The organism is Gordonia sp. (in: high G+C Gram-positive bacteria), assembly GCF_049647785.1.
Lineage (GTDB): Bacteria > Actinomycetota > Actinomycetes > Mycobacteriales > Mycobacteriaceae > Gordonia.
Map to the genome: position 1 here is coordinate 49,544 of NZ_JBARYI010000052.1, position 23,947 is coordinate 73,490.

Sequence of the window (23,947 nt, forward strand, 5' to 3'; positions counted from 1 at the left end):
CTCACCCAAACCAGTAAAGGCGAAGAGCTTCTTGCATCCGGTCGGCGGCATCGACAATCTCATCAATCGCACCGACCGTCTCGCCCGCATCGGCGAGGTCGGCCCAGCGCGACAAGACGACGCGGGCATCAGTGGTGTGCAGGGCCCAGTCGTGTCCGCTCTGGTCGCCACGAATCATCCAGTACGTCGACAGCCATACCCACAGTGCCCGTGCTTTGAAGATCCTGCGCGCCAGATTCTGCTCACTGATCGACGGCCATAACGGTTTCACTTCGCCGCGCCACGCGTCGTACAGCAACCGCTCAAGGTCCTGCCGTGCACCGAGCACCTCAACGGAAAGGCGAGCCGGGAAGGTCGCCAACGCATAGCCAACGTCGAGGGTCGCATCGCGGAATACGCCCCACTCGTAGTCCATGAACTGGACGCCCGCCCCGTTGATCAAGATGTTCTCAGGACCCACATCGGCCGGGCTGAAAGCTCGGAAATCACCGCCGTCGAACAGATTCAGCGCATCGGCGAGAAATTCGCGCGACCCCGACGGCAACGTCAGGTCAAGCTTGGCGAGGATTTCCTCGTGCGCGGCCACCGAGGCGGAAGCTTCCGCAGCGATCCCACCGCCGGTCGCGGTAACCCGAATGCCTTTGCCGCCGCGGTCACGTCCGCTGATTCGCATGAGGGTCGCAAAGTCGTCCTCGCCACCCAGCGTCGCGGCGTGCATACGTCCGAGGGCTTGGCCCCAAGCGCTCACTCCGCGCCCAACCTCGTCCTCGTCGGTGGAGCCCAATACCTCCACCATCGAACGTCCGTGGCCCAAGTCGGTCAAAACCAGCACGCGGGCCGCGAGTTCCGAAGCCAACAGCTGCGGGCCGGGTCGGGAATTCGTCGGCAGCGCCGTCGCGTAACGGTACGACGCGATTTCGCGCAGTACCTGCGATGCTGGCGTCTGCTCGTCGAATGCCTTCACCACCACGGTGCGGTCGAGAGACACCGGGTTATCGAGCACGCGGGCTCGCAACACGGTTGAACGTCCTGTGCCGCCGAGGTCCTCCGGGTCGTCGAGGCGCACCATGGTGCCCGCTCGCTTCGCCAGGACGGCCTCGGCAGCTCCCAGAACTGACGCGATTTGGTCGTCAGCAATCACGGTCATCGGTTCCTCAGGCGTCCGCGGCCTTGTCGTCACTCTTAGCGTCACCTGCGGCGGTATCGGGCTTCACCTTCGGCTTGCTATCGATGCCCGATTCCTTGCGCTGCTCCGGGGTGATCGGGGCAGGCGCATCGGTCAGCGGGTCGACGCCGCCGCCCGACTTCGGGAAGGCGATGACCTCGCGGATCGACGGCTCACCGGCCAACAGCGCGGTGATGCGGTCCCAGCCCATGGCGAAACCACCGTGGGGCGGCGCACCGTACGCGAAGGCGTCGAGCAGGAAGCCGAACTTCTCCTGCGCCTCCTCTTCGCTGATACCCATGATCTTGAAGATGCGTTCCTGCAGATCGCGACGATGGATACGGATCGAGCCGCCGCCGATTTCGTTGCCATTGCAGACAATGTCGTAGGCATAGGCGAGCGCGTCGCCCGGGTTGGCCTCAAGGTTCTCCAGCGATTCCGGCTTCGGCGAGGTAAACGCGTGGTGCACGGCCGTCCAGGCACCCGAACCGACCGCGACGTCGCCCGCGGCGGTCGCATCGTCAGCAGGCTCAAAGAGCGGCGCGTCGACAACCCAGGTGAATGCCCAGTCGCCTTCCTTGATGAGGTCGAGCTTGGTAGCGATTTCACCGCGTGCCGCACCCAACAGGGCGCGCGAGGACTTGACCGCACCGGCGGCGAAGAAGACGCAGTCGCCCGGCTTGGCACCGACGTGCGCGGCAATTCCTTCGCGCTCGGCGTCGGAGATGTTCTTGGCGACCGGACCGGTCAGCGTGCCGTCTTCTTGAACCAGGACGTATGCGAGGCCACGTGCACCGCGCTGCTTGGCCCATTCCTGCCATGCGTCGAGCTGGCGACGCGGCTGCGATGCGCCACCCGGCATCACCACGGCGCCGACGTACGGCGCCTTGAACACACGGAACGGGGTGTCGGCAAAGAATTCGGTGCACTCGACCAACTCGATGTCGAAACGCAGGTCGGGCTTATCGCTACCAAAGCGACGCATCGCCTCGGCGTAGGTCATCCGCGGAATGGGAGTCGTCAACTCGACGCCAATCAACTTCCACAGCGCAACCAACACTTCTTCGGCGAGCGCGATCACGTCGTCTTCGTCGACAAAGCTCATTTCGACGTCGAGCTGGGTGAACTCGGGCTGGCGGTCAGCGCGGAAATCCTCGTCGCGGTAGCAACGCGCAATCTGGTAGTAACGCTCCATGCCAGCCACCATCAGCAGCTGCTTGAACAGCTGTGGGCTCTGCGGCAAGGCGTAGAACGAGCCCGGCTGCAGTCGTGCAGGCACCAGGAAGTCGCGGGCACCCTCGGGGGTCGACCGCGTCAAGGTCGGGGTTTCAATCTCCACAAAGTCGTGTGCGTCGAGGACCGAGCGTGCCGCCTTGTTCACATCCGACCGCAGGCGAATTGCCTTGGCCGGCCCTTCGCGGCGCAGGTCGAGGTAGCGGTACCGCAGGCGCGTCTCTTCGCCCGGCTGCTCGTCCAACTGGAAAGGCAGCGGTGCCGACTCGTTCAGCACCACCAGTTCGCGAGCGTTGATCTCGATGGCGCCCGACGCCAATGCCGCGTTCTCACTGCCTTCGGGGCGCAGTTCGACGTCGCCGACAACCTGGACGGCGTACTCGGAGCGAAGGTGGTGCGCAGCCTCGGCGACCGTCTCGTCGCGGAACACCACCTGCACCAAGCCAGAAGAGTCACGGAGATCAATGAACACGACCCCGCCGTGATCGCGACGACGCGCGACCCAACCGACGACAGTGACTGTCTGCGAGGCGTCCTCGCGACGCAACGATCCGGCGAAATGAGTGCGAAGCACTATGTTCCTTCCATTCTGCGCAGCACCAAGCTGCCAGGATTCACGCTATTGGACCCAATTCTACGGACCCGGCCCAATGAGCCCACAGTTGGCCGCATTTGCCCGCTACTGTTGCGGCATGACATTTCAAGGTAGTGGTCCCCTTGAGGGTGGGAATGTATCGGCGGGCGGCAGTGGCGGTCGTGGCGGCAAGATCGCCGTCGGTGGTGGCCTCGGCATCATTCTGGCAGTGGTCGCCCTGCTGTTTGGAATGAATCCCGGAGATTTTCTCGGGGGTGGCAATGCTGGCCCAACAAACAGTGCCGATGTTTCGGAACTGCAGCAGCGGTTGGACAATTGCACCGTTGAAGACGCCAACACCGACGACGTGTGCCGTCTGAAGGCCACCGCCATCAGCGTTAATAAAGTCTGGTCGAATCTGATGCCCGGTTACGTCGAACCCCAGATGACGATCTTCACCGGGACCGTCCAAACTGCCTGCGGTCCGGCATCGTCGGCGATGGGCCCGTTCTACTGCCCCGCCGACCAGACCGCCTACTTCGATCCGTCGTTCTTCGCTGACCTCAAGCGGATGGGCGGATCCGACGGTCCGCTCGCCCAGGAGTACGTCGTCGCCCACGAATACGGGCACCACGTGGAAAATATGACGGGAGTCCTCGCCAAGGGACAACGGTTGGGCAATGCCGGATCGGTTCGCATCGAACTGCAGGCTGACTGCCTGGCCGGGGTGTGGGCATATCACGCAGACAAGGGCCCTGAAGCGACACTTAAGCCGCTGACCGAGGAACAGATCGCCACCGTCATCAAATCGGCCAAGGCGATCGGCGACGACACCATCCAGGGTGCCCGCTCGAACCCCGAGGGCTGGACCCACGGCAGCGCCGAACAGCGCGTCCGCTGGTTCAAGATCGGCTACAACGGCGGCGACCCACAGCGCTGCAATACCTTCGCCACCAACGACATCTAACGGACCGGCAGACTCAGCATCTGAACTCGTAAAAGGCAGAATCCCCGTCCTGGACGGGGATTCTGCCTTTTACGGGTAAGGTTCCGGCTCTTGGCCAGATCCGTCAGTTAGCTGACGGGCGTCGCCAGCACCTGCTGCACGGTACCGATCACATCGCCCAGAGCGATCTTCTGCTGCTGACCGTTCGACAGGTCTTTCAGCTCGATCGTCCGCTCGGCGAGCTCACGGTCGCCGAGCACCAGCGCAATACGCGCGCCGGACCGGTCAGCGGCCTTCATTGCACCCTTGAGCGCGCGGTCACCGTAAGCGAGGTCGATCGAGATCCCGACCGCACGCAGTTGCGCGGCGAGGGCAACAAGTTCGCTCTTAGCTTCGGCACCCATCGGGACACCAAACACCTGAACGCGACCTTGGCTGGCCACCGAGACGCCCTCGGCGGCCAACGCGAGGACGGTGCGGTCCACGCCGATCCCGAAGCCGATGCCGGACAGTTCCTGCTTGCCACCGATTTGACGCATTAGGCCGTCGTAGCGGCCGCCACCACCGATGCCGGACTGCGCGCCGAGACCGTCGTGGACGAACTCGAAGGTGGTCTTGGTGTAGTAATCCAGGCCGCGCACCAGACGCGGATTGATGACATAGTCGACGCCCAGCCGGTCCAGGTGCGCACGAACCTCAGCGAAGTGATCGCGGGCGGAGTCGCTGAGGTGATCGAGCATCAGCGGGGCCCCCGCAGTCATCTCCTTGATCTCCGGACGCTTGTCATCGAGTACCCGGAGCGGGTTGATCGCCGCGCGTTCGCGGGTCGCCTCGTCGAGATCCAGGCCGAAGAGGAACTGCTGCAATGCTTCCCGGTACTGCGGGCGGCAGGTGTCGTCGCCGAGCGAGGTCAGTTCAAGCCGGTAGCCCGACAGTCCGAGGCTCTTGTACCCCTCATCGGCGACGGCAATAACCTCGGCGTCGAGCGCCGGATCGTCAATGCCGATTGCCTCGATGCCGACCTGCTGCAACTGGCGATAGCGGCCAGCCTGCGGACGCTCGTAGCGGAAGAACGGGCCGGCGTAGCAAAGCTTCACCGGAAGCTGGCCGCGGTCGAGACCGTGCTGGATGACAGCGCGCATCACGCCAGCAGTCCCTTCCGGGCGAAGCGTCACCGAGCGGTCGCCGCGGTCAGCGAAGGTGTACATCTCCTTGCTGACGACATCGGTCGACTCGCCGACCCCGCGCGCGAACAACGCGGTGTCTTCGAAGATCGGCAACTCGATATGGCCGTACCCGGCACGATGAGCGGCCGACGTCAACGCCTCGCGGACAGCGAGGAAATCCGCTGACGCTGGCGGGTAATAGTCGGGAATGCCTTTCGGTGCGGCAAATTCTCCACTCACAGACCGAAACGTCCTTTCTTATTCGCATCGGGCAAATCCAAGAGAAACGGGTTCGACGCCTTCTCAGCACCGATCGTCGTCTGCGGACCGTGACCCGGCAAGATCACCACATCGTCGTCGCGCACCAACAGTTTGGCGGCGATTGAATCGAGCAACTGCTGATGGCTGCCGCCAGGCAAGTCGGTACGACCGATAGATCCATTGAACAGTACGTCTCCGGAGAAGCAGACTTCTGCGCTGTCGGGGCTCAGCAGCACGCTCCCGAGCGAGTGACCTGGCGCATGGTCGACGGCCCAGCGAATACCGGCCGCATCGACGTCCTCGCCGTCGACGAATTCGATGACCTTCTCCGGTTCGGTAAACGTCATGTCGCCAATCATCGACGACAGCGCGCTTCCCAAACCCAATCCCGGTTCGGTCAACATGCCGCGGTCATCAGCGTGGATGTAGACAGGGATCGAATACTCATCGGCCAGTTCCGTCGCGTTCCACGTGTGATCGAGATGTCCGTGCGTCAAGAAGATCGCCACCGGCGTCAGTTCGTACTCGGCCAGCGCCTGCCGTACCTGCGGCGCGGCATCCTGGCCCGGGTCGATGATGACCGCATCACTTCCACGATCTTGCGCCACCAAGTAGCAGTTGGTTTGAAACATTCCGGCGGGGAATCCGGCGATCAGCACGAGTGTTGGCCTCCTCATTTGCGCCCGGCGAAACACTCGGACGACACGTTGAGGCCTATTGTCTCATCGACCGACAAGGATGCTGCGATAGCATGGGGCGCGCTGCACAGCCAGTGCAACATTCCACAGCCCGAACTAGCCGGCTGGCAGTGCCACATCCCACGCCGCACAGGAGGTTCCACCAGCGTGTCGTCCAACGAAGAGCGTCGCGACGCCGCCCGCCGCAAGCTGGAAGAGCGGCTCGAACAAGAGCGAATGGCCGCGCGCCAGCGGAGGATCACGATCATCTCGGTGGCCAGCGTCGCCGTGCTCGCCGCCGTGGCCGTCGGTGGCTACTTTTACTACCGCCACTGGGACAACCAGCGGCACACCGAGTGCACTTACACGGCGTCGCCCGATAACTGGAACGACACCTTGAAGAGCATCGAAGAGCAGGTCAAGGCCGCGCCCGCCGAGCAAAAGGCCAAGGGTGAGGAATATTTGAAGTTCATGAAGGAAGGCAGCAAGGACGCCCGTACGTCCCCGACGCCTCCGAGTCGCACCTTGAACACCGGCACCGTCGACTGGACGCTCAAGACCAATATGGGCAACGTTCCCGTCACCCTGGAACGGTCATCGGCACCGTGCAATGTGAATGCCGTGATCTCGTTGTCGAACAATAAGTTCTACGACGGCACGTCGTGCCACCGCCTCGCGCAGTCCGAGAACCTCCACGTCTTGCAGTGTGGCGACCCGACCCGCACCGGCGCCGGTTCGCCGGGATGGTCGAGCCCGGATGAGAATCCCACCGACCTGGCATCGGGCGATGTGAACCCGCAGATGATTCAGATGGGGATGACTCCCCCGGTGATCTACCCGCGCGGCACAGTGGCGATTGCGAACCGCAATAACGAACAGACGCAAACGTTCGATACCGGCAGCGCCCAGTTCTTCATCGTCACCAAAGATTCCCAGCTGACCCCGACGCTCGCCGTCATCGGCAAGGTCGACGAAGCCGGCATGAAGGTCATCGACAAAGTCGTCGAAGGCGGTATCGACCCGGGCCCGATCGGGACCGCAGAAAACGGCTTCCCGAAGACTCCGCTCGAGATCAAGTCCACTTCGGTCACCGAGTAAGTTTCAACCTAAGCCAAACGGCCGTCTCCCGAGAGGGAGACGGCCGTTTGTCGTTCACCGAAACCGACGATCGTTTACGCGGCAGAGGTGACGCGGTAGACGTCGTAGACGCCTTCAACGTTGCGGACAACGTTCAGGACGTGACCCAAATGCTTTGGATCACCCATTTCAAAGGTGAATTTGCTGACGGCAACGCGGTCCCGGTTGGTCGTCAGGGTCGCCGACAGAATGTTGACACGTTCGTCGGCCAAAACGCGCGTCACGTCCGACAACAACCGATGCCGGTCGAGTGCCTCCACCTGGATTGCGACCAAGAACACCGACGACGGATTCGGAGCCCAATTGACCGGCATCAGTCGTTCCGGCTGCGATCGCAGGTCGTCGGCGTTGGTGCAGTCAACCCGGTGCACACTCACGCCGCCACCGCGCGTCACAAACCCAAGGATCTCGTCGCCCGGCACCGGGGTACAGCACTTGGCCAGCTTGACCAGGATATTGTCGACGCCCTCAACCACCACGCCACTGTCACCACTCTGGCGACGACGCGTGGTGGTAGATGGAGTCGCCCGGTTCGCAATCTCTTCCTCGGCGGCGTCGACTCCCCCAAGCATCGCCACGAGTCGATGCACCACGCGCCCGGCAGGCACGTGATGGTCCCCAACGGCCGTGTAAAGCGCGTCAACGTCGTTGAAGCCAAATTCCTTGGCGAGCGCCGTAATTGACTCTCCAGACAGTAGGCGATGCACAGGCAGGCCGCCGCGGCGGACTTCCTTGATGATCGCTTCCTTGCCAGCTTCAAGGGCCTCTTCTCGACGCTCCTTCGCGAACCACTGCCGGATCTTCGCCTTGGCCCGCGGCGAGACAACGAAGTTCTCCCAGTCCTTACTCGGTCCGGCACTCTCGGCCTTCGACGTGAAGACCTCAACAACCTCGCCGTTCTCCAGCGCCCGCTCCAACGCGACGAGGCGCCCGTTGACGCGCGCACCGATGCATCGGTGACCGACCTCCGTGTGGACGGCGTACGCGAAGTCGACGGGGGTCGAACCGGCGGGCAACGTGACGACGTCGCCCTTCGGGGTAAAGACGAAGATCTCTTTGACCGCCAGGTCGTAACGCAACGACTCCAGAAATTCGCCGGGATCCGCAGCTTCACGCTGCCAGTCGAGCAACTGGCGCATCCACGCCATGTCGTCGACTTCAGCGACGTCAGTCGACTTGCGCCCCTTGCCTTTCCGACCTTCCTTATATCGCCAGTGCGCGGCGATGCCGAACTCCGCAGTGCGGTGCATCTCGAACGTGCGGATCTGCACCTCCAGGGGCTTGCCCTCCGGGCCGATCACTGTGGTGTGCAGGGACTGGTAGACACCAAAACTGGGCTGCGCAATGTAGTCCTTGAAGCGGCCCGCCATCGGCTGCCATAGGGAGTGCACCACGCCGATCGCGGCGTAACAATCACGCACTTCGTCGCACAGGATTCGCATGCCGACAAGATCATGGATGTCGTCGAAGTCTTTACCCTTGACGATCATCTTCTGATAGATCGACCAATAGTGCTTGGGTCGACCTTCGACCGTCGCGGTGATCCGCGAACCGCCAAGGGCGTTATTGAGATCACTGCGAACTCGCGCCAGGTAGGTATCGCGACTCGGTGCGCGATCGGCGACGAGGCGAACAATCTCCTCGTACTTCTTGGGGTGCAAAATCGCGAACGCCAGGTCCTCAAGTTCCCATTTCACCGTCGCCATGCCGAGGCGATGAGCAAGCGGCGCAATAACTTCCAGCGTCTCCCGCGCCTTGCGTGCCTGCTTTTCCGGTGGGAGGAAGCGCATGGTCCGCATATTGTGCAACCGGTCGGCGACCTTGATAACCAAAACCCGGGGGTCCCGGGCCATCGCGATGATCATCTTGCGGATCGTCTCGGCTTCGGCGGCGCTGCCAAGCGCCACCTTGTCGAGTTTGGTGACGCCGTCGACCAAGTGCGCAACCTCGGTACCGAAGTCCTGCTCCAACTGAGCAAGCGAGTAACCGGTGTCTTCAACGGTGTCGTGCAGCAACGCCGCAACCAAGGTGATCGTGTCCATCCCGAGGTCGGCCAGGATGGTGGCGACCGCGAGCGGATGCGTGATGTAGGGGTCGCCCGACTTCCGGAACTGCCCGGCGTGGTGCTCGTCAGCAACGGCATACGCCTGCGACAGGACCGCAACGTCGGCCTTCGGATACACCTCGCGGTGCAGCGTGACAAGGGGCTCGAGCACGGGAGCGACACCGCTGCGCGGGGCAGCCGTCATCCGACGGGCAAGTCGCGCACGCACGCGGCGCGAACTCAGCGGAGAACTGTCGTCCGGGCGCTTAGTGTCGGGATCGCTCATATGGCGATCGTACTCAGCCTTCGCAGATCGTATGCACCTGCACGGATTCCGAGATGTTCGACGAGATCGCTGCCCGACCGGTAAAACCGGCCAATTCCATAATGACGGCAAAAATATGCACCTGCGCGCCAGCCTGCTCGAGGAGCGTCGCAGCGGCAACCAGTGTGCCCCCGGTGGCGAGAACGTCGTCGATAACAGCGACTCGTCGACCCGTCAGGTCAATTCCGTCAGCGGGAATCTCCAGGCGTGCCGTACCGTATTCGAGTTCGTAATCAATACCCAGGACCGGCGGCGGTAGCTTGCCGCCCTTCCGAACAGCGATGAGGCCGGTACCGAGTTGCCGCGCCACGGCCCCGCCCAGCAGAAAACCGCGGGCGTCGATGCCCGCAACCATATCGGCCCCCTCGCACGCCCGAGCCAATGCGTCGACGACCGCATCGAGGCCGTCGGCGTCAGCGAGAACTGGGGTCAGATCTTTGAAAGCGATCCCCGGCGACGGGAAATCTGGAACGAGTCGGGCATGCCGCTCAATGGCCGCCACAGCCCGCGCATTCGTCACCGCGATACTTCCCGCAGGGCCGTTTTCCTCGAGACTCACTTTTGATCCACTCACTCGACCGTCCACCGATCCATATTCCATCCCGTTCCAGAAATACCAAGCCCGGGGACTGCTCCGTCGACCGACGCCGACTCGCGGGCGCGGACCGTGCCGAAGAGCGGAATGCTCGGCAGCGCATCCCAGGCGGCAGTTTCGACGGTTCGCAGCAGTGGCAGTCGCGCGCTTGCGCTCGTTGTGGCAGCAAGTCCGGTGATCGCGTCGCTGACCTGCTTGTCATTGAAGGACGAGAGGTTGAGCGGGTCCCCGCGGTAGAGCGCGAATGCGTCGGGCAACCCCGACGCCGTGCCCGCTGCCGCAAACGTGCCGCTTGAAGTGAGCAAGACGTCAAAGTCCTTACCAAGGCCGGTGACCGTTAGCTCTGGCGATGACACGTCTTCGACGGTGATGCCCGCACTCTGGCAAGTATTCGCGATCTGTTTGACGATGCCCGACGACTGGGTGTCCGGCGCCAGGTAGCCGACACGGATTGTCGGATTGGCACGGCGTTGACCTTGGTCATTAAGTCGCTGGTTAAGCAATTCTTTGGCGCGCGGCACGTCAGCGCGCGGGAAGCGGCGCCCGTACTGCACATTCAGCGCCGGTCCGAGCGGATCGGCGGGCGACGCCGTGCGCAGGTTCCACACCTGTCCGCTGGCGCCATAGGCGCGGGCAATGGTGTCGCGCGGCATGCACGAAGCGAGCGCCCGGCGGACTAGCGGATCGGCCGCGACGCCCTTGCTCGCGAACATCAACTGGGTCACTGACAGCGGTGCCGGATCATGCAGGGTTGTCCGGTTGACCGGTGTCGAGGGCGCATCACGGCCAGCGACACTATCGCCAAGGGCGAGGTCTTCAGTGTCGACGACCGTCGCCTTGGAGCCGTCAAGTGCGGCCTTGCCGTTGGTACCGCGGGGCCACACCGTGACAGTTTCGGCGGCGGGAGCGACACCCCACCATTTTTCGTTGGCAATGAGTTTCAGTCCGCCGTCGACGGTGTACGAACTCAGCTTGTACGGACCCGAGGACGGAAATGCGGCTTCGTCGATTTCAGTGCCGGGACGCAACGCAAAGCCGGTGTTCCAAGCCTCGGCAATTTTGCTGATCGCGGCCTTGTCACCCTTGCGGATGGGATCGACGACGTTTGGAACACCTGCCTTCTTAGCGACCAAACGCGACGGCAGAAGGGTCCCAGCACCGAACAGTGCTGCCCACTGGCTGTAGTCGCTGCCGCGCTCAAACGTGACGGTCGCACCCCTCTCGCCCGGTTTGCAGTCGACGGTGGCGATATTGCGGTAGCCCGCATTGGTCGCGGCGTCGAAGCCGGGCGTCTTTCCACTCAGCGCAGTCGCGGCAAGCACGATGTCATCGCAGGCAAGTGGCGTGCCGTCGGAGAACGCGGCGGCGGGAGTGAATTCGTAGCGGAGAGTAAACGCTCCCCCGGGCTTCGGCGTCACGGTCCCGACATCGCGGTCGGCGATAATCTGCCCATCCGGTCCGACGATGGAAAATCCGGGAAGGACTCGCGACAATGCCATGATGGAACCGTCTGCGTGTCCGTTGACGGTATTCGCGTTGTACGACGACACGCGTGCGTCAATGACGTAATCAATGGCGGAACGGTCATCGCCGCACGCGACGAGGACTGCACCCGCGGCCGCGCCGACAGCGCTTAGCGCTACGACACGGCGCAACCGCGGGCCAATCATGCTGAAACCTTCTTGTTCTCCCGGCGTGCAAGCACCTTCGCGGTATGCCGTTTGACGTCAGCGTTGAGTTCCTTCATGGACACGAGCCACGGAGACGCCAGGAACACTGACGAGTACGTACCGACGACGACGCCGACCAACTGAATCAATGCCAGGTCCTTAAGTGTGCCGACACCCAGCATCCACACTGCGACGACCATCAGCGCAATGATCGGCAGCACCGAAATCACGGTGGTGTTGATCGACCTCATCAGGGTCTGGTTGACCGCGAGGTTGGTTTGCTCGGCGTAAGTTCGCCTGGTGGTCGCGAACACCGATCTGGTGTTCTCTTCCACCTTGTCGAACACGACCACCGTGTCGTAAACGGAGAAGCCGAGGATCGTCAGCAGACCGATCACCGTGGCCGGGGTCATTTCCCAGCCGACAAGCGAATAGATGCCCGCAGTGACGACAAGGTCAAAGATCAGCGACGCCATCGCGGCCACCGACATTTCCTTGTCGAAGCGGATGGTGATGTAAATAAACGCGACGACGAGGAACACCGCCAGCGCGATCAGCATCTTCTTGGTGATCTCCTGGCCCCACGTGGAGCTGACGTCGGACGAACTGACATCGGCTGCACTCACGGCGGGTTCAAAGGCATTTCCGAGGGCGTGCAGAACCTTGCCGGTTTCGGCCACGGTCAAGGTCTCGGTGCGGACCTGAATGGTGGCCGTTTCACCGGTACCAGCCTGCTGGACCGCTTCTGGTGCCTTACCGAGGGTGTCGCTAAACACCTTCGAGACCTCGCTCGTCGACACCGATCCGCGGACCGGCACCGAGATCTGCGTGCCACCTTCGAAGTCGATACCGAAGGTGAAGCCGCGGATCGCGATCGACAGGATCGCAATCAGCATCATGATTGCGGAGATCACGTACCACATACGGCGTTTGCCGATGATGTCGAATGCTCCGGTGCCCGAGTAGAGCCGCGAAAAGAACGACTGATTCTTATCGGCGACGTAGTCAGCGTCGGCCCACTGGGTGGGTTCGTGCTTCTCGCTCACTTCGACTCCCCGTTGTCGGAAGGACCTGCGATATCGGCGGAGGTCGCCGAGGCAGCAGACTCGGACTGCGCGGTGACGGCCGTCTTGCGACGTGCGCGTGCCACCTCGGAAACTGCACCGAGACCATTGATCTGAGGTCGGGACAGGAACTTATTACGGCTGGCGAGAACCACCATCGGGTGCGTGACCATAAAGACGATCACGATATCGATGAGGGTTGTCAGACCAAGAGTGAACGCAAAGCCTCGGACCGCGCCGACAGCGAGCAGGTAGATGATGGCTGCGCCGATAAAGCTGACGGCGTTACCGGTCCACACGGTCCGGCGTGCGCTTTGCCAGCCTCGGGCGACGGCCGACCGCACGGTTCTGCCTTCGCGCATCTCATCCTTGATGCGTTCGAAGTAAACGACGAACGAGTCGGCTGTCATACCGATACCGATGATCAAACCGGCGATACCGGCGAGGTCGAGGGTGAACCCGATCCAGCGGCCGAGCAGGATGATAATGCCGTAGACCATGGCGCCAGCCAGGATCAGCGAAAGCACCGACAGGAAGCCCATCGCACGGTAGTACAGCAGCGAGTAAATCAGGACCAGGATCAGGCCGACGAGGCCGGCTATCAGCCCCGCCTGCAACGAGTGCAAACCGAGGGTTGCGGAGACGGTTTGTGCGTCTGACAAGGAGAACGACAGCGGAAGTGAACCGTACTTCAGGGCGTTGGCAAGTTGTTCGGACTCAGCCTGAGTGAAGTCACCGGAGATTTCAGTGGTGCCGATGATCTGCGTGTTGATAGCTGGCGCACTGACTACGAATGTATCGAGGGTTACCGCCGTCTGGGTACCAACGTGCTTGCCCGTGTAATCAGCCCACGTCTTCGCCGCGTCGCCCTTGTAGTCGACGTTCACAATCCAGCCACCGGTCGAGTTCTGTCCGGCTACCGCCTTGGCGACATCCCGTCCGTCGATCAGCATCGGCTCCAGCAGATAAACCGTATTCTTCTCACCACAGGCCACGAGGTACTCATTGGGTCGATCGTGCCCAACGAGTGGATCGTTTGCATTCGGCGAGCAGTCGAGTTTGGCCATCTGTTCGCGAAGTTTGTTCAGCGTCGCTTGATCCGCACCGGCAGGTGCCTGTCGAAGAGCGCGCTGCTCCTCAATCGCAGCCGTCTGCTCTTCGGGCGTCATGTCCGCGGCTTGCTTGGCCTTCGGGTCTGGTTTCTGCGGCTGGGCCATGCCCTGTTCCACGACCGGGCGAATGTAGAGACGCGCCGTCTGGCCAAGAGCGCGTGCCTGGTTCCCGTCATCACCCGGAACGGTAATGACGATCGTCGAACCATTGACCACGACTTCCGAGCCACCAACGCCCAAGCCGTTGACGCGCTGATCGATGATCTGGCGCGCTTGGTCGAGTGCTTCCGCCGACGGTGCCTTGCCATCATCGGTACGTGCAGTCAGCACGACCCGGGTACCACCCTGCAGGTCGATGCCGAGCTTGGGCGTCGGGCTACCGCCGCCGGTGAAAAACACCAGTGCCCAGATAATGCCGAGCAGGACGAAAAAGGCGGTCAGGGGCTTCCACGGCGGCATTTCCGGCCGCAGCTTTTCGCCCCCGCCGCGAGATTTGGGGTTGGTCACGTGAGTGGTCTACTTCTCTTCGTTCTGCTCGTTGTCTGAGGGACGATCGATCGACGAGAAATCGTCGGCCGAGTCATTCTCGGTGATTTCTTCCTCGGGTGAGACGGTTTCCCGAATCGCGAGACGATTCCACTCGGTCACGACACCGGGAGAGATCTCCAGGAGCACTGATTCATTGTTGACCAGGCCTTCTTCATCGACGCCGGGGTCGACGACGGTTGCGAACAGCCCCGAGTGCAACTGCACCCGCGCACCCTTGGCGAGCGAGTTCTGCATCTCGGCTTGGGCAGCAGCCCGCTTTTTCTGGTTACGAATGCTGAAGAACATGAAACCGGCCATCAAGGCCAGCATCAACGGAAGAATTAAATTGCCCATGGGAACAGTGTGCCAGGCTCCGTCCGGTTGCTCGTCGCACAGGTGCCTACCGTGTCACAATTCGGCCACTGAAAAGCCGTCCGACCTGTCGTTACGCGCTACTGGAGAATCAGTCGAAAAGGGTATCTGGGTTGCCTTCACGTGCGCGGACACCGTGAACTTGATTGATCGCGCCTTCCGGAGCGGCGAGACCCAGATGCTCCCACGCGGCGGCGGTAGCCACCCGTCCGCGCGGCGTCCGGGCGATCATGCCGGCGCGCACCAGGAACGGCTCGCAGACTTCTTCGACAGTCGCCGGTTCCTCGCCAACGGCAACAGCGAGCGTCGAAACACCCACCGGTCCCCCACCGAATCCGCGGACAAGTGCCGAAAGAACCGCTCGGTCGAGACGGTCAAGCCCTAGTTCGTCAACGTCGTAGACGGCTAACGCTGCCCTCGCGGCCACCAGGTCGACGCGGCCATCTCCGCGGACCTCGGCGTAGTCGCGCACGCGACGGAGCAGTCGATTGGCAATACGCGGGGTACCGCGGGATCGGCCAGCAACTTCGGCGGCGGCGTCGGCGTCGATCTCGATTCCCAGAATCGCCGCGGAACGGGTGATGACCAAAACCAACTCTTCGGGTTCGTAAAACTCCATGTGCGCGGTGAAGCCGAAGCGATCGCGCAACGGGCCGGTCAGCGCGCCCGAGCGAGTAGTCGCACCGACCAAGGTGAAAGGTGCCAATTCGAGCGGGATCGACGTGGCACCGGGCCCTTTACCAACCACGACGTCGACGCGGAAGTCTTCCATCGCCAGATAGAGCATCTCTTCCGCCGGTCTGGCAATGCGGTGGATCTCGTCGATGAACAGCACATCACCTTCGACGAGGTTCGAGAGCATCGCTGCGAGGTCACCGGCCCGCTCCAGCGCTGGCCCCGACGTGATCCGCAGCGCCGCCCCCATCTCGCTGGCGATAATCATCGCCAGCGAGGTCTTACCAAGCCCGGGCGGACCGGACAGCAGGATGTGGTCGGGGGTACGTCCACGACCGCGCGCCGCATGAAGCACCAACTCAAGTTGCTCACGGACCCGCGGCTGCCCAATGAAGTCGTGCAGACTGCCGGGACGCAGGCTTGCATCGAGGTCGCCTTCGATTGCAGTCGCACTCAGAAAGTCGGGTTCATCCCCGAACTCCCCTGCGCCGAACTCTTCTGCGCCGAACTCTCCTGGGCCAAGCTCGTCGGTCATCGACGGGGCCCGAGGGTCGCCAAGGTGGCACGGAGCAGCACCGAAGAGTCGGCGTCAGGATGCTCGCTACTCACTGCAGCGACGGCTTTTTGTGCGGCCTGTTCGGTAAACCCAAGTCCCACAAGCGCTTCGGTGACTTGGGTGGCGACCGTTGCCGGACCAGATCCGCCAGCAGTCGGGACTCCCGCAGCCGCAGCGCCGGGTACCGCCGCCACTTTGTCACGGAGTTCGACGACGAGGCGTTCGGCGACCCGCTTGCCGATTCCGGGAACTGCGGTGAGCGCTTTCGCGTCGGAGTCGGCGAGCGCGCGGACCAGACTGTCGGGTTCCAAAACGGCCAGCGTCGCCATCGCGAGTCGCGGCCCAACACCGGTCACCGTCTGCAGCAGTCCGAAAAGGTCGCGTGCCTGCGGGTCGGTGAACCCATACAGGGTCATTGAGTCTTCGCGGACCATCATCGCCGTGAGCAGGCGCACCGACGAACCTCGAGTCAACGCGCCGAGGGTCGGCGGGGTGGCAAGAACCTTGTAGCCGACACCAGCGCACTCCACCACCGCGTGGTCGAGGGCGATATCGATAACTTCTCCGGAGACCGACGCAATCAAGGCGCAGCCTTTCCGCCCAGCACAACGCGGGCCTCTACTTGAGCAGCTTTCAGCCGGGCGCGGTGGCGTTCTTGCGCCTCGCGCGCCGCCAGGGCAGCCGCTTCCATCCGATCGTTGATTGGTCCGCGCCAGCAATGACAGATCGCGAGGGCGAGGGCATCGGCGGCGTCAGCCGGTTTCGGCGGCGTTTGCATCCCCAGGATGCGGGTCACCATCGCGGTAACCTGCGCCTTGTCTGCTCGACCCGACCCGGTAACCGCTGCTTTCACCTCGCTTGGCGTGTGAAAGCGCACGGGAATATTGCGCTGTGCGGCGGCGAGCGCAATAACGCCCGCCGCCTGCGCGGTCCCCATCGCTGTACTGACCTGACGCTGAGCAAAGACACGCTCAATCGCCACCACTTCGGGCGAGTGGGTTTCGATCCAATGAACTGAAGCCACGTGAATGGCCAACAGCCGTTCGGCGAGGTCTTGATCGGCCGGCGTACGCACTACGTCGACGTCAAGGGCGGTGACCTTTCGGCCCTGCCCCGACTCGACGAGTGCGATACCGCACCGGGTGAGGCCGGGGTCGACGCCCATCACTCGCACGTGAACCCCACCTCCCGATCAAGCCAATGCTTACGAACGCTTGTTCGAGACTCTATCAGTCCTCATCGAGTTCGGCGAGGACCTCGTCGCTGATGTCGACGTTGCTGTAGACGTTCTGCACATCGTCAGAATCTTCCAACGCATCGATCAACTTCATGACCTTGCGGGCACCCTCGGCATCAACCGGGACGGCAAGCGAGGCACGGAAATCCGGTTCGGCGGAATCGTAGTCGATACCGGCCTCCTGCAGGGCGGTACGCACTGCGATCAGGTCGCTCGGGTCGCTGACCACCTCGAAGCTCTCGCCAAGATCCGTGACTTCTTCGGCGCCCGCGTCGAGGACCGCCATCAAAATGTCGTCCTCGGTCTGGCCCGCCTTCTCCAACGTCACGACACCCTTGCGGGTGAACAGGTACGACACCGACCCTGGATCGGCCATGTTGCCGCCATTGCGAGTCATCGCCACACGTACCTCAGTTGCCGCGCGGTTGCGATTGTCGGTAAGGCACTCAATGAGGATCGCCACACCGTTGGGGCCGTAGCCCTCGTAGGTGATGTTCTGCCAGTCGGCGCCGCCGCCCTCTTCGCCACCGCCGCGCTTGCGGGCGCGCTCGATGTTGTCGTTGGGGACAGACGACTTCTTGGCCTTCTGGATCGCGTCAAACAGCGTCGGATTGCCAGCCGGATCACCACCACCCGTGCGGGCAGCCACCTCGATGTTCTTGATCAGCTTGGCGAACATCTTGCCGCGCTTGGCATCGATGACCGCCTTCTTGTGCTTGGTGGTGGCCCATTTGGAGTGGCCGCTCATTGTGGTGTTCCCTTCCTTAAGAAACTCTCCCGCGCCCAGTAGGTGCCGAGCGGGGCACTTCGTCTAGAACTTTGGGGTTGCCAGAGGCGCAATGTTACGCCGTCGCAACCATATCGATGAAGAACTGGTGTACCCGCAAGTCTCCGGTGACTTCCGGGTGGAACGACGTAGCGAGGACGTTTTCCTGACGCACCGCGACCACGCGGCCGGTAGCCGGTCCACTCTCGACCGTAGCCAAGACTTCCACTCCGGGGCCGGTTTCCTCGACCCAGGGTGCACGGATAAACACCGCGTGCATCGGCTCGGCACCGTCATCGTCGGTGATTCCGGCAAACTGCAGATTGGTTTCGAAAGACTCGGTCTGCCGACCAAAAGCATTGCGTCGCACCGTGATATCAAGCGCATCGAGGTGCCGAGCGTCGGCCCGGGTATCGAGAATCTTGGACGCCAGGAGAATCATTCCGGCGCACGACCCGTACGCCGGAAGTCCGGCGCGCAACCGGCTGACCAGGGGGTCGTAGAGGTCGAAGACTCCGAGCAATCTGCTCATCGCCGTCGATTCACCACCGGGAATTACAATGCCGTCGACAACCTCGAGCTCGGCGGGGCGGCGCACCGGAATCGCCTGTACGCCGGAGCTTTCCAAAGCACCAAGATGCTCGCGAACATCACCCTGGAGTGCGAGCACGCCGATCGTTAGCGTCACCGGCGCTCGCCATCACTGCTGTCGGGCCGGATAATCGACGCCGCTGATGCCGGAACCCCGCTGCGCGTCAGCCCCTCCTGCGTGACCGCCGCGACCATGCGGCCAGCGCGGTCGAAAATTCGCCCCTGTGTCAGGGCTCGGCCACTCCCGGCGGACGGTGAGGTCTGGTCATACAGGAGCCAGTCGTCGGCCCGGAAGGGACGCAAAAACCACATGGCGTGGTCGAGCGAAGCATTCTGGGTGTGCTCATCGGGATGTACTACCGCCGACGAGCCCAACAGCGTCATGTCGCTCATGTAAGCGAGCGTGCAGACATGCAGGAGATGGTTATCGGGCAGGGCATCGCGGTACCTGAACCAAACTCGCTGCTGCGATGCGAACCCCTTCATCTTCGGGGTATCGGCCTGATCGACGATCCGGATGTCGAAGTTGGCCCATTCGGCAAACAGCATCTTCTGGTTATCGGTAGCAAACTCGCTGCGGTCCCCCACCGTGTCCGGATCAGGTGCTGGGGGCATTTGGTCTTGATGCTCGATGCCTTCGTCGCCGGTCACATGGAAGGACGCCGACATCGAGAAGATCGCCACGCCGTCTTGCACACCGGTGACACGTCGGGTCACAAACGACCGCCCATCACGAATGCGGTCCACCAGATAGATCGCTGGCTGGTCAGGGTTTCCAGCACGCAGGAAGTAGCCGTGGAGCGAATGAACTTCGAACCTTGGGTCGACGGTCTCGGTTGCCGCAACCAGCGCCTGACCGGCGACTTGGCCGCCGAACGTTCGGCGCAGGTGACTCGGGAACGCACCACCTCGATAGATATCACTATCGATCCGTTCTACCGCGAGGATCTCTTCAATACCGGCCACGACAGCCAGTATCTCACCAGCATCTTGGATCGAGCCTGGAGGGCTGGCGTTGAGTACCAGAGACTGAACCGAACCCGGCGGTAGGGTCGGATGCATGAGTTCCTCGAGCATTTCCCAAGGCCAGCTTCTAGCCGGACACCTTCAGGACGTTTTGGACGGGCGATGGGCACCGACGCGTGCCGTTGTTCGCGACTACATCCAGTCGGAAGGCTTAGTCCCCCAGTCGGGACTCTCCCTCGACGATTACCGCGCCCGCGTACTGAAGCAGATGACCCAGATGGTGCCGCTCGGGTTTCCGGCATCCGGTTTTCGTACCGAGCACGGCGGTACCGGCGACGTCGGAGGCGCTGTCACCGCGATCGAAACGCTCGGTTATGGCGATCTGTCGCTAATGGTGAAGGCGGGGGTCCAGTGGGGCCTCTTCGGCGGCGCGATCGAGAATCTCGGCACCAAACACCACCACGATAAGTACGTTCGCGGGCTCATTGATCTCGATATTCTCGGCTGCTTCGCGATGACTGAGACTGGCCATGGCTCAAACGTCCAATCGTTGGAGACGACGGCGACCTACCTGCCGGAATCTGGCGAGTTCGAGATCCATTCGCCAACACCGAGCGCGCGCAAGGACTACATCGGTGGTGCCGCCCAGCATGCCCGGTATGCAGCCGTCTTTGCACAACTCATCACCGGCGGACCGGACGAGGAAGCGATCAGTCGCGGCGTTCACTGCTTTGTGGTCCCGCTCCGCGATGCCAATGGCGACGACCTGCCGGGTATCACTACTTCCGATTGCGGCTACAAGGGCGGCTTACCGGGCGTCGACAACGGTCGGATCATGTTCGACCATGTGCGCATCCCTCGTGAAGACCTCCTCAACCGTTACGCCGACGTGGCCGCCGACGGCACCTATTCGAGCAGCATCGAATCGGACAACCGGCGCTTCTTCACGATGCTCGGCACCTTGATCCGCGGCCGGGTGACGGTCGGCGCGTCTGCCGGTGCTGCGGGACGGTTCGGACTTGCCCTGGCGGTGCGCTACGCCTTGGAACGCCGCCAATTCGATGCGCCAGGAGGCAATGATGAACTCCTGCTCATGGATTACCGCACGCATCAGCGCCGATTGCTTCCGCTGGTGGCGCGGGCCTATGCCTTCGCGATCGCCCAGAACGAGGTGACCGCCGAGCTGCACGATCTACAGTCGGCGGCACCCAACGATGTCGATCCCGACGCAGTCCGAAGCTTGGAGGCGAAGGCCGCTGCTATTAAAGCGGGCCACACAGCTCTGGCACAACGCGCCATATCCGAGGCCCGCGAGGCCTGCGGCGGGGCTGGCTACATGTCGGAGAACCTGCTCCCGCTGCTCCGCGGCGACATTGACGTGTTCACCACGTTTGAGGGCGACAACCTGGTCCTAACGCAATTGGTCGCCAAACAGCAGTTGACGTCGTACGCCGACGATGTGCAAGGACTCGACGCCGTCGGGTGGGTGAAGTTTGTTGCATCAATGGCGAAGAATGTTGCGCTGGAGAAGACGGCAGCTCGCCAGGTGGTTCAGACCCTGATGGATGATTCCGATGAGGACCCGGAGAATAGTTCGCTCACCCACCCCGGTACCCAATTGCGGTTGCTCCGCAACCGAGAGGAGCACCTGACGCGCACCGCGGCCAATCGGTTGCGGAACGCGCGGTCGGACGACGAACAGGAGGCCCTTGAGGCCTTCACCGCCACCCAGGATCACCTGATCAAGGTCGGCGATGCGTACATCGAGCGCATCGTTTTGGAGAGTTTCGTCGATGCCATCGGCCGGGTTACCGAACCGGAGGCGAGGAAGGTACTCAAGCAGGTCCGCAACCTATTTGTGTATTCGTTGCTCGAGGAGGACCTCGGCTGGTTCCTAATGCACCGGCACGTCAGTGTGGAGCGCGCCAAGGCCATTCGTCGCGGGGTCAACGACTTGTGCGGTGACCTTCGCCCGTCGGCCCGGGCCCTCGTTGACGCCTTCGGCGTACCGGACGTGTGCCTCGATGTCCCGATGATTCGGCACGGCTAGGCACGCGGCACGGCTAGGCACGCGGCACGGTTAGGTACCGCGAGTTCACCATCGTCGGAAATCAAAAAGTCCCCCACCGCCGCTTGCGGCTGTGGGGGACTTTTTGCGGTGTCGGCCTGTCTGGTACTGCCGCACCATCACAGGTCGTCGATGTCGACGATGTCGTCCTGGATGGCTCGCGCCACGAGCGCGGCCTTCGTCGATGCCGGGCGGCCGAGGTCGGCGTACTTGGCGCGGATGCGCGTGAGGTGGGTATTCACAGTTCCGAGGGAAATAAACAGGGCTTCTGCGACCGCAGGCTTTGAGTCGAGCATCAGCCAGGTGCGGAGGACCTCAACTTCGCGGTCGGTCAGTGCCGGCGTCGGCAGTTTCGGTGTGGGCTGTTCGATGGCCACCGCCGGAACGGGGGCCGCATACAGCGGCTGTCCGGGAAGCGGCATCACGCGGGCACTAAGCCGGGCCAGAGCTTCGCGGCGGCGCCGCTCAGCGGCCGTTGTGGCACCAGCGCGGGTGGTGGCGGGGCTGGCCGATCCGGCAAGACCGGTGTAGCGCGAGCGGGTGTCGATAGCGGTGACGGTCATCAGTGTTCCTTCCGTGGAGCGGAACGCTGGAGGTTGTTCCGCTGCTGTTGAAGAGAACGCTATGAGGTGGAACCAGTTCCGTCGATGGGCAGAACTACCCATGCCATCATCACTGGTCAGAGGCTTGATTGCGCTGTCGCTCCGCATCGAGGAGCGGTAAGTCCTCACGGCTGATCACTCGAGTCGACAGCGCATACTCCACTAACCGGAGTCGGCGGTTGGTCGCCAATTTGCCACCGCCGGCACGCATGCCGCTAACGCCGATCAGGTCGAGTTTGTCGCAGACGTTGTCGAGCTTGCGGTTGAACTTCGTCAACGACCACCCCAGCCGCTGCGCGGCCTGAGCCGAACTCGGGAGAGCACTGGCGCCCGTCCCGTCGCGCCGCAGGATCGCTTCGGCCAGGACAAGGATCGCCAACCGCTGGCTTTCGGTGAAGTTCGGTACACCGCGGGTAGTGCTGCCACCGACCAAGTTCTCGACTGTCGGCGGAGAGACATCGGGCGAACCTGTCTGTACTTGAATCTCGTACGTTGTGGGTCCGGCGGTGAACACGATGCTGGTCCGCCCGAAGACGAGCGGCATCCGCGCGCCCGGCCCAAGCGTGCCGGTGAATCCCAGATCGGCCGACGTCACGGTCGCCGACAGGTGGGTGCCCAGGTTCGTGAGCCACCACATGCCATTTTCGTCGTGCATAACCAGGAACCGGCGATGCAGAAACGGGTTGTCGTCGACCGTGAGGTTGGCCTCACGGCCAATGTAGAACGGGCGACCCGCAATCACCGGGATCCGTTCGCCGCAATACTCGACGAACGTCGTGGTGGACGCGGGAGGCACGATCACTCCTCTGAAGACCCGACCTCAGCCGAGGAATCCTTCTCGGTCACCGAAAGCACCGTGACGGTCACATTGTCGTGCGCACCCGATTCCAGGGCAGCCTGCACGAGAGCCTCCGCGGCCACCTCATTGTTCGGGGCAGCTTCCAAGATGACAGCGATCTCGTCGTCGTTGAGTTCCCCGTCGAGACCGTCGGAGCACAGGAGCAGCACGTCGCCCGGGGTGGCGGGGAAACCGAAGTAGTCGGCCACAGGTGCGGTCATACCTGCACCCAGTGCCCGGGTAATGACGTTGCGACGCGGATCGACGCGTGCCTGAGCTGGCGTCAAATAGCCAGCTGCGACCATTTCTTGAACCTGCGAATGGTCAACGCTCACCTGGGTGAGCTCGCCAGCGGAGTACAGGTACGTGCGAGAATCGCCGATATTGAACGCGACCCACTTCGGTTCGCCGTCCACGGCCGCAAGCACCACACCGGTGGCAGTGGTGCCGGCACGACGGCCGGTTTCGCTGCCGAGTTCTCCGATGCGGTCCTGAGCCTTCTCCAGGAGAGCACCGATGTCGCGACGCGTGTCGTCGAAACTCTCGCCGACTGGTGCCTGCGCCAACGTCAGGAGAGCTGCCTCGCTGGCAAGTTCGCCGCTATCGTGGCCACCCATTCCGTCCGCGACCACATAGCGCCCGGGCAGTGCCATCGCAGCATCTTCGTTGGCTTCACGCACTCGACCGACGTGACACACGACCGCCCAATCGACGACGAGCCCCCCGACCTCATCGCGGCCGGTGAGCGACTCATCGCGCAGAATCCTAGATTCTTCCAT

At 62.8% G+C, this 23,947-nt stretch carries 22 protein-coding genes; 3 read left to right on the forward strand and 19 right to left on the reverse strand.

Annotation, left to right across the window (positions count from 1 at the left end; genetic code table 11):
- Position 1: 1 nt before the first annotated feature.
- The gene (locus WBA38_RS08095; protein ID WP_424296565.1) at positions 2 to 1,147 is read right to left on the reverse strand and encodes a hypothetical protein; all 1,146 of its coding nucleotides are present in this window, start codon (positions 1,145 to 1,147) and stop codon (positions 2 to 4) included.
- A gap of 7 nt (positions 1,148 to 1,154) precedes the next feature.
- Positions 1,155 to 2,972 carry an aspartate--tRNA ligase gene (aspS, locus tag WBA38_RS08100; RefSeq protein WP_424296563.1) on the reverse strand — a complete coding sequence of 606 codons (1,818 nt, stop codon included), beginning with the start codon at positions 2,970 to 2,972 and terminating at the stop codon, positions 1,155 to 1,157.
- Positions 2,973 to 3,090: 118 nt separating this feature from the next.
- On the opposite strand from aspS, the gene ypfJ reads away from it, so the two are divergent.
- Positions 3,091 to 3,939 (forward strand): KPN_02809 family neutral zinc metallopeptidase, encoded by an 849-nt coding sequence (gene ypfJ / locus WBA38_RS08105; protein WP_424322451.1) that lies wholly within the window; start codon positions 3,091 to 3,093, stop codon positions 3,937 to 3,939.
- A gap of 107 nt (positions 3,940 to 4,046) precedes the next feature.
- On the opposite strand, the gene hisS is transcribed toward ypfJ, so the two are convergent.
- Both hisS and WBA38_RS08115 read right to left on the reverse strand, forming a co-directional pair.
- Positions 4,047 to 5,324 carry a histidine--tRNA ligase gene (gene hisS, locus WBA38_RS08110; RefSeq protein WP_424296560.1) on the reverse strand — a complete coding sequence of 426 codons (1,278 nt, stop codon included), beginning with the start codon at positions 5,322 to 5,324 and terminating at the stop codon, positions 4,047 to 4,049.
- A complete protein-coding gene (locus tag WBA38_RS08115; protein ID WP_424296558.1) occupies positions 5,321 to 6,004 on the reverse strand; it encodes an MBL fold metallo-hydrolase in 684 nt (227 codons plus the stop codon). The genes hisS and WBA38_RS08115 overlap by 4 nt, the downstream gene beginning before the upstream one ends.
- A 186-nt stretch (positions 6,005 to 6,190) precedes the next feature.
- On the opposite strand from WBA38_RS08115, the gene WBA38_RS08120 reads away from it, so the two are divergent.
- Complete coding sequence (locus tag WBA38_RS08120) at positions 6,191 to 7,120, forward strand: peptidylprolyl isomerase (protein ID WP_424296557.1); 930 nt, start codon at positions 6,191 to 6,193, stop codon at positions 7,118 to 7,120.
- A gap of 74 nt (positions 7,121 to 7,194) precedes the next feature.
- On the opposite strand, the gene WBA38_RS08125 is transcribed toward WBA38_RS08120, so the two are convergent.
- The 12 genes from WBA38_RS08125 to WBA38_RS08180 all read right to left on the reverse strand — a co-directional run bounded on the left by WBA38_RS08125 (position 7,195) and on the right by WBA38_RS08180 (position 19,660).
- Positions 7,195 to 9,489, reverse strand: coding sequence for a RelA/SpoT family protein (locus WBA38_RS08125; protein ID WP_424296554.1), 2,295 nt, complete (start codon positions 9,487 to 9,489; stop codon positions 7,195 to 7,197).
- A gap of 13 nt (positions 9,490 to 9,502) precedes the next feature.
- The gene (locus WBA38_RS08130) at positions 9,503 to 10,087 is read right to left on the reverse strand and encodes an adenine phosphoribosyltransferase (protein WP_424296552.1); all 585 of its coding nucleotides are present in this window, start codon (positions 10,085 to 10,087) and stop codon (positions 9,503 to 9,505) included.
- Positions 10,088 to 10,098: 11 nt separating this feature from the next.
- The gene (locus tag WBA38_RS08135; RefSeq protein WP_424296550.1) at positions 10,099 to 11,793 is read right to left on the reverse strand and encodes an ABC transporter substrate-binding protein; all 1,695 of its coding nucleotides are present in this window, start codon (positions 11,791 to 11,793) and stop codon (positions 10,099 to 10,101) included.
- Positions 11,790 to 12,839 carry a protein translocase subunit SecF gene (gene secF, locus WBA38_RS08140; RefSeq protein ID WP_424296548.1) on the reverse strand — a complete coding sequence of 350 codons (1,050 nt, stop codon included), beginning with the start codon at positions 12,837 to 12,839 and terminating at the stop codon, positions 11,790 to 11,792. Before secF ends, WBA38_RS08135 begins: the two co-directional genes overlap by 4 nt.
- Positions 12,836 to 14,428: a protein translocase subunit SecD gene (gene secD / locus WBA38_RS08145; RefSeq protein ID WP_424296578.1), complete on the reverse strand. Its 1,593-nt coding sequence runs from the start codon at positions 14,426 to 14,428 to the stop codon at positions 12,836 to 12,838. Before secD ends, secF begins: the two co-directional genes overlap by 4 nt.
- A gap of 57 nt (positions 14,429 to 14,485) precedes the next feature.
- Entirely contained in the window at positions 14,486 to 14,851 is a 366-nt protein-coding gene (yajC, locus tag WBA38_RS08150; protein WP_424296547.1) for a preprotein translocase subunit YajC, read from the reverse strand.
- Between the two features lie 109 nt (positions 14,852 to 14,960).
- A complete protein-coding gene (gene ruvB, locus WBA38_RS08155; RefSeq protein ID WP_424296546.1) occupies positions 14,961 to 16,079 on the reverse strand; it encodes a Holliday junction branch migration DNA helicase RuvB in 1,119 nt (372 codons plus the stop codon).
- On the reverse strand, positions 16,076 to 16,684 hold the full coding sequence (gene ruvA / locus WBA38_RS08160) for a Holliday junction branch migration protein RuvA (RefSeq protein ID WP_424296544.1): 609 nt from the start codon (positions 16,682 to 16,684) through the stop codon (positions 16,076 to 16,078). Before ruvA ends, ruvB begins: the two co-directional genes overlap by 4 nt.
- Positions 16,681 to 17,274: a crossover junction endodeoxyribonuclease RuvC gene (gene ruvC / locus WBA38_RS08165; protein ID WP_424296543.1), complete on the reverse strand. Its 594-nt coding sequence runs from the start codon at positions 17,272 to 17,274 to the stop codon at positions 16,681 to 16,683. The genes ruvA and ruvC overlap by 4 nt, the downstream gene beginning before the upstream one ends.
- 55 nt (positions 17,275 to 17,329) lie before the next feature.
- On the reverse strand, positions 17,330 to 18,085 hold the full coding sequence (locus WBA38_RS08170; protein WP_424296541.1) for a YebC/PmpR family DNA-binding transcriptional regulator: 756 nt from the start codon (positions 18,083 to 18,085) through the stop codon (positions 17,330 to 17,332).
- Between the two features lie 94 nt (positions 18,086 to 18,179).
- Positions 18,180 to 18,791: a pyridoxal 5'-phosphate synthase glutaminase subunit PdxT gene (gene pdxT, locus WBA38_RS08175; protein WP_424296539.1), complete on the reverse strand. Its 612-nt coding sequence runs from the start codon at positions 18,789 to 18,791 to the stop codon at positions 18,180 to 18,182.
- On the reverse strand, positions 18,788 to 19,660 hold the full coding sequence (locus WBA38_RS08180; RefSeq protein ID WP_424296537.1) for an acyl-CoA thioesterase: 873 nt from the start codon (positions 19,658 to 19,660) through the stop codon (positions 18,788 to 18,790). The genes pdxT and WBA38_RS08180 overlap by 4 nt, the downstream gene beginning before the upstream one ends.
- 94 nt (positions 19,661 to 19,754) lie before the next feature.
- Here WBA38_RS08180 and WBA38_RS08185 point away from each other — a divergent pair, with 94 nt between their 5' ends.
- On the forward strand, positions 19,755 to 21,710 hold the full coding sequence (locus tag WBA38_RS08185) for an acyl-CoA dehydrogenase (RefSeq protein ID WP_424296535.1): 1,956 nt from the start codon (positions 19,755 to 19,757) through the stop codon (positions 21,708 to 21,710).
- Positions 21,711 to 21,847: 137 nt separating this feature from the next.
- Here the strand turns inward: WBA38_RS08185 and WBA38_RS08190 are convergent, their stop codons facing one another.
- The 3 genes from WBA38_RS08190 to WBA38_RS08200 all read right to left on the reverse strand — a co-directional run bounded on the left by WBA38_RS08190 (position 21,848) and on the right by WBA38_RS08200 (position 23,947).
- A complete protein-coding gene (locus tag WBA38_RS08190; RefSeq protein ID WP_424296533.1) occupies positions 21,848 to 22,291 on the reverse strand; it encodes a helix-turn-helix transcriptional regulator in 444 nt (147 codons plus the stop codon).
- A gap of 109 nt (positions 22,292 to 22,400) precedes the next feature.
- Positions 22,401 to 23,126: a hypothetical protein gene (locus WBA38_RS08195; RefSeq protein WP_424296532.1), complete on the reverse strand. Its 726-nt coding sequence runs from the start codon at positions 23,124 to 23,126 to the stop codon at positions 22,401 to 22,403.
- Positions 23,127 to 23,128: 2 nt separating this feature from the next.
- Positions 23,129 to 23,947, reverse strand: coding sequence for a PP2C family protein-serine/threonine phosphatase (locus WBA38_RS08200; protein ID WP_424296530.1), 819 nt, complete (start codon positions 23,945 to 23,947; stop codon positions 23,129 to 23,131).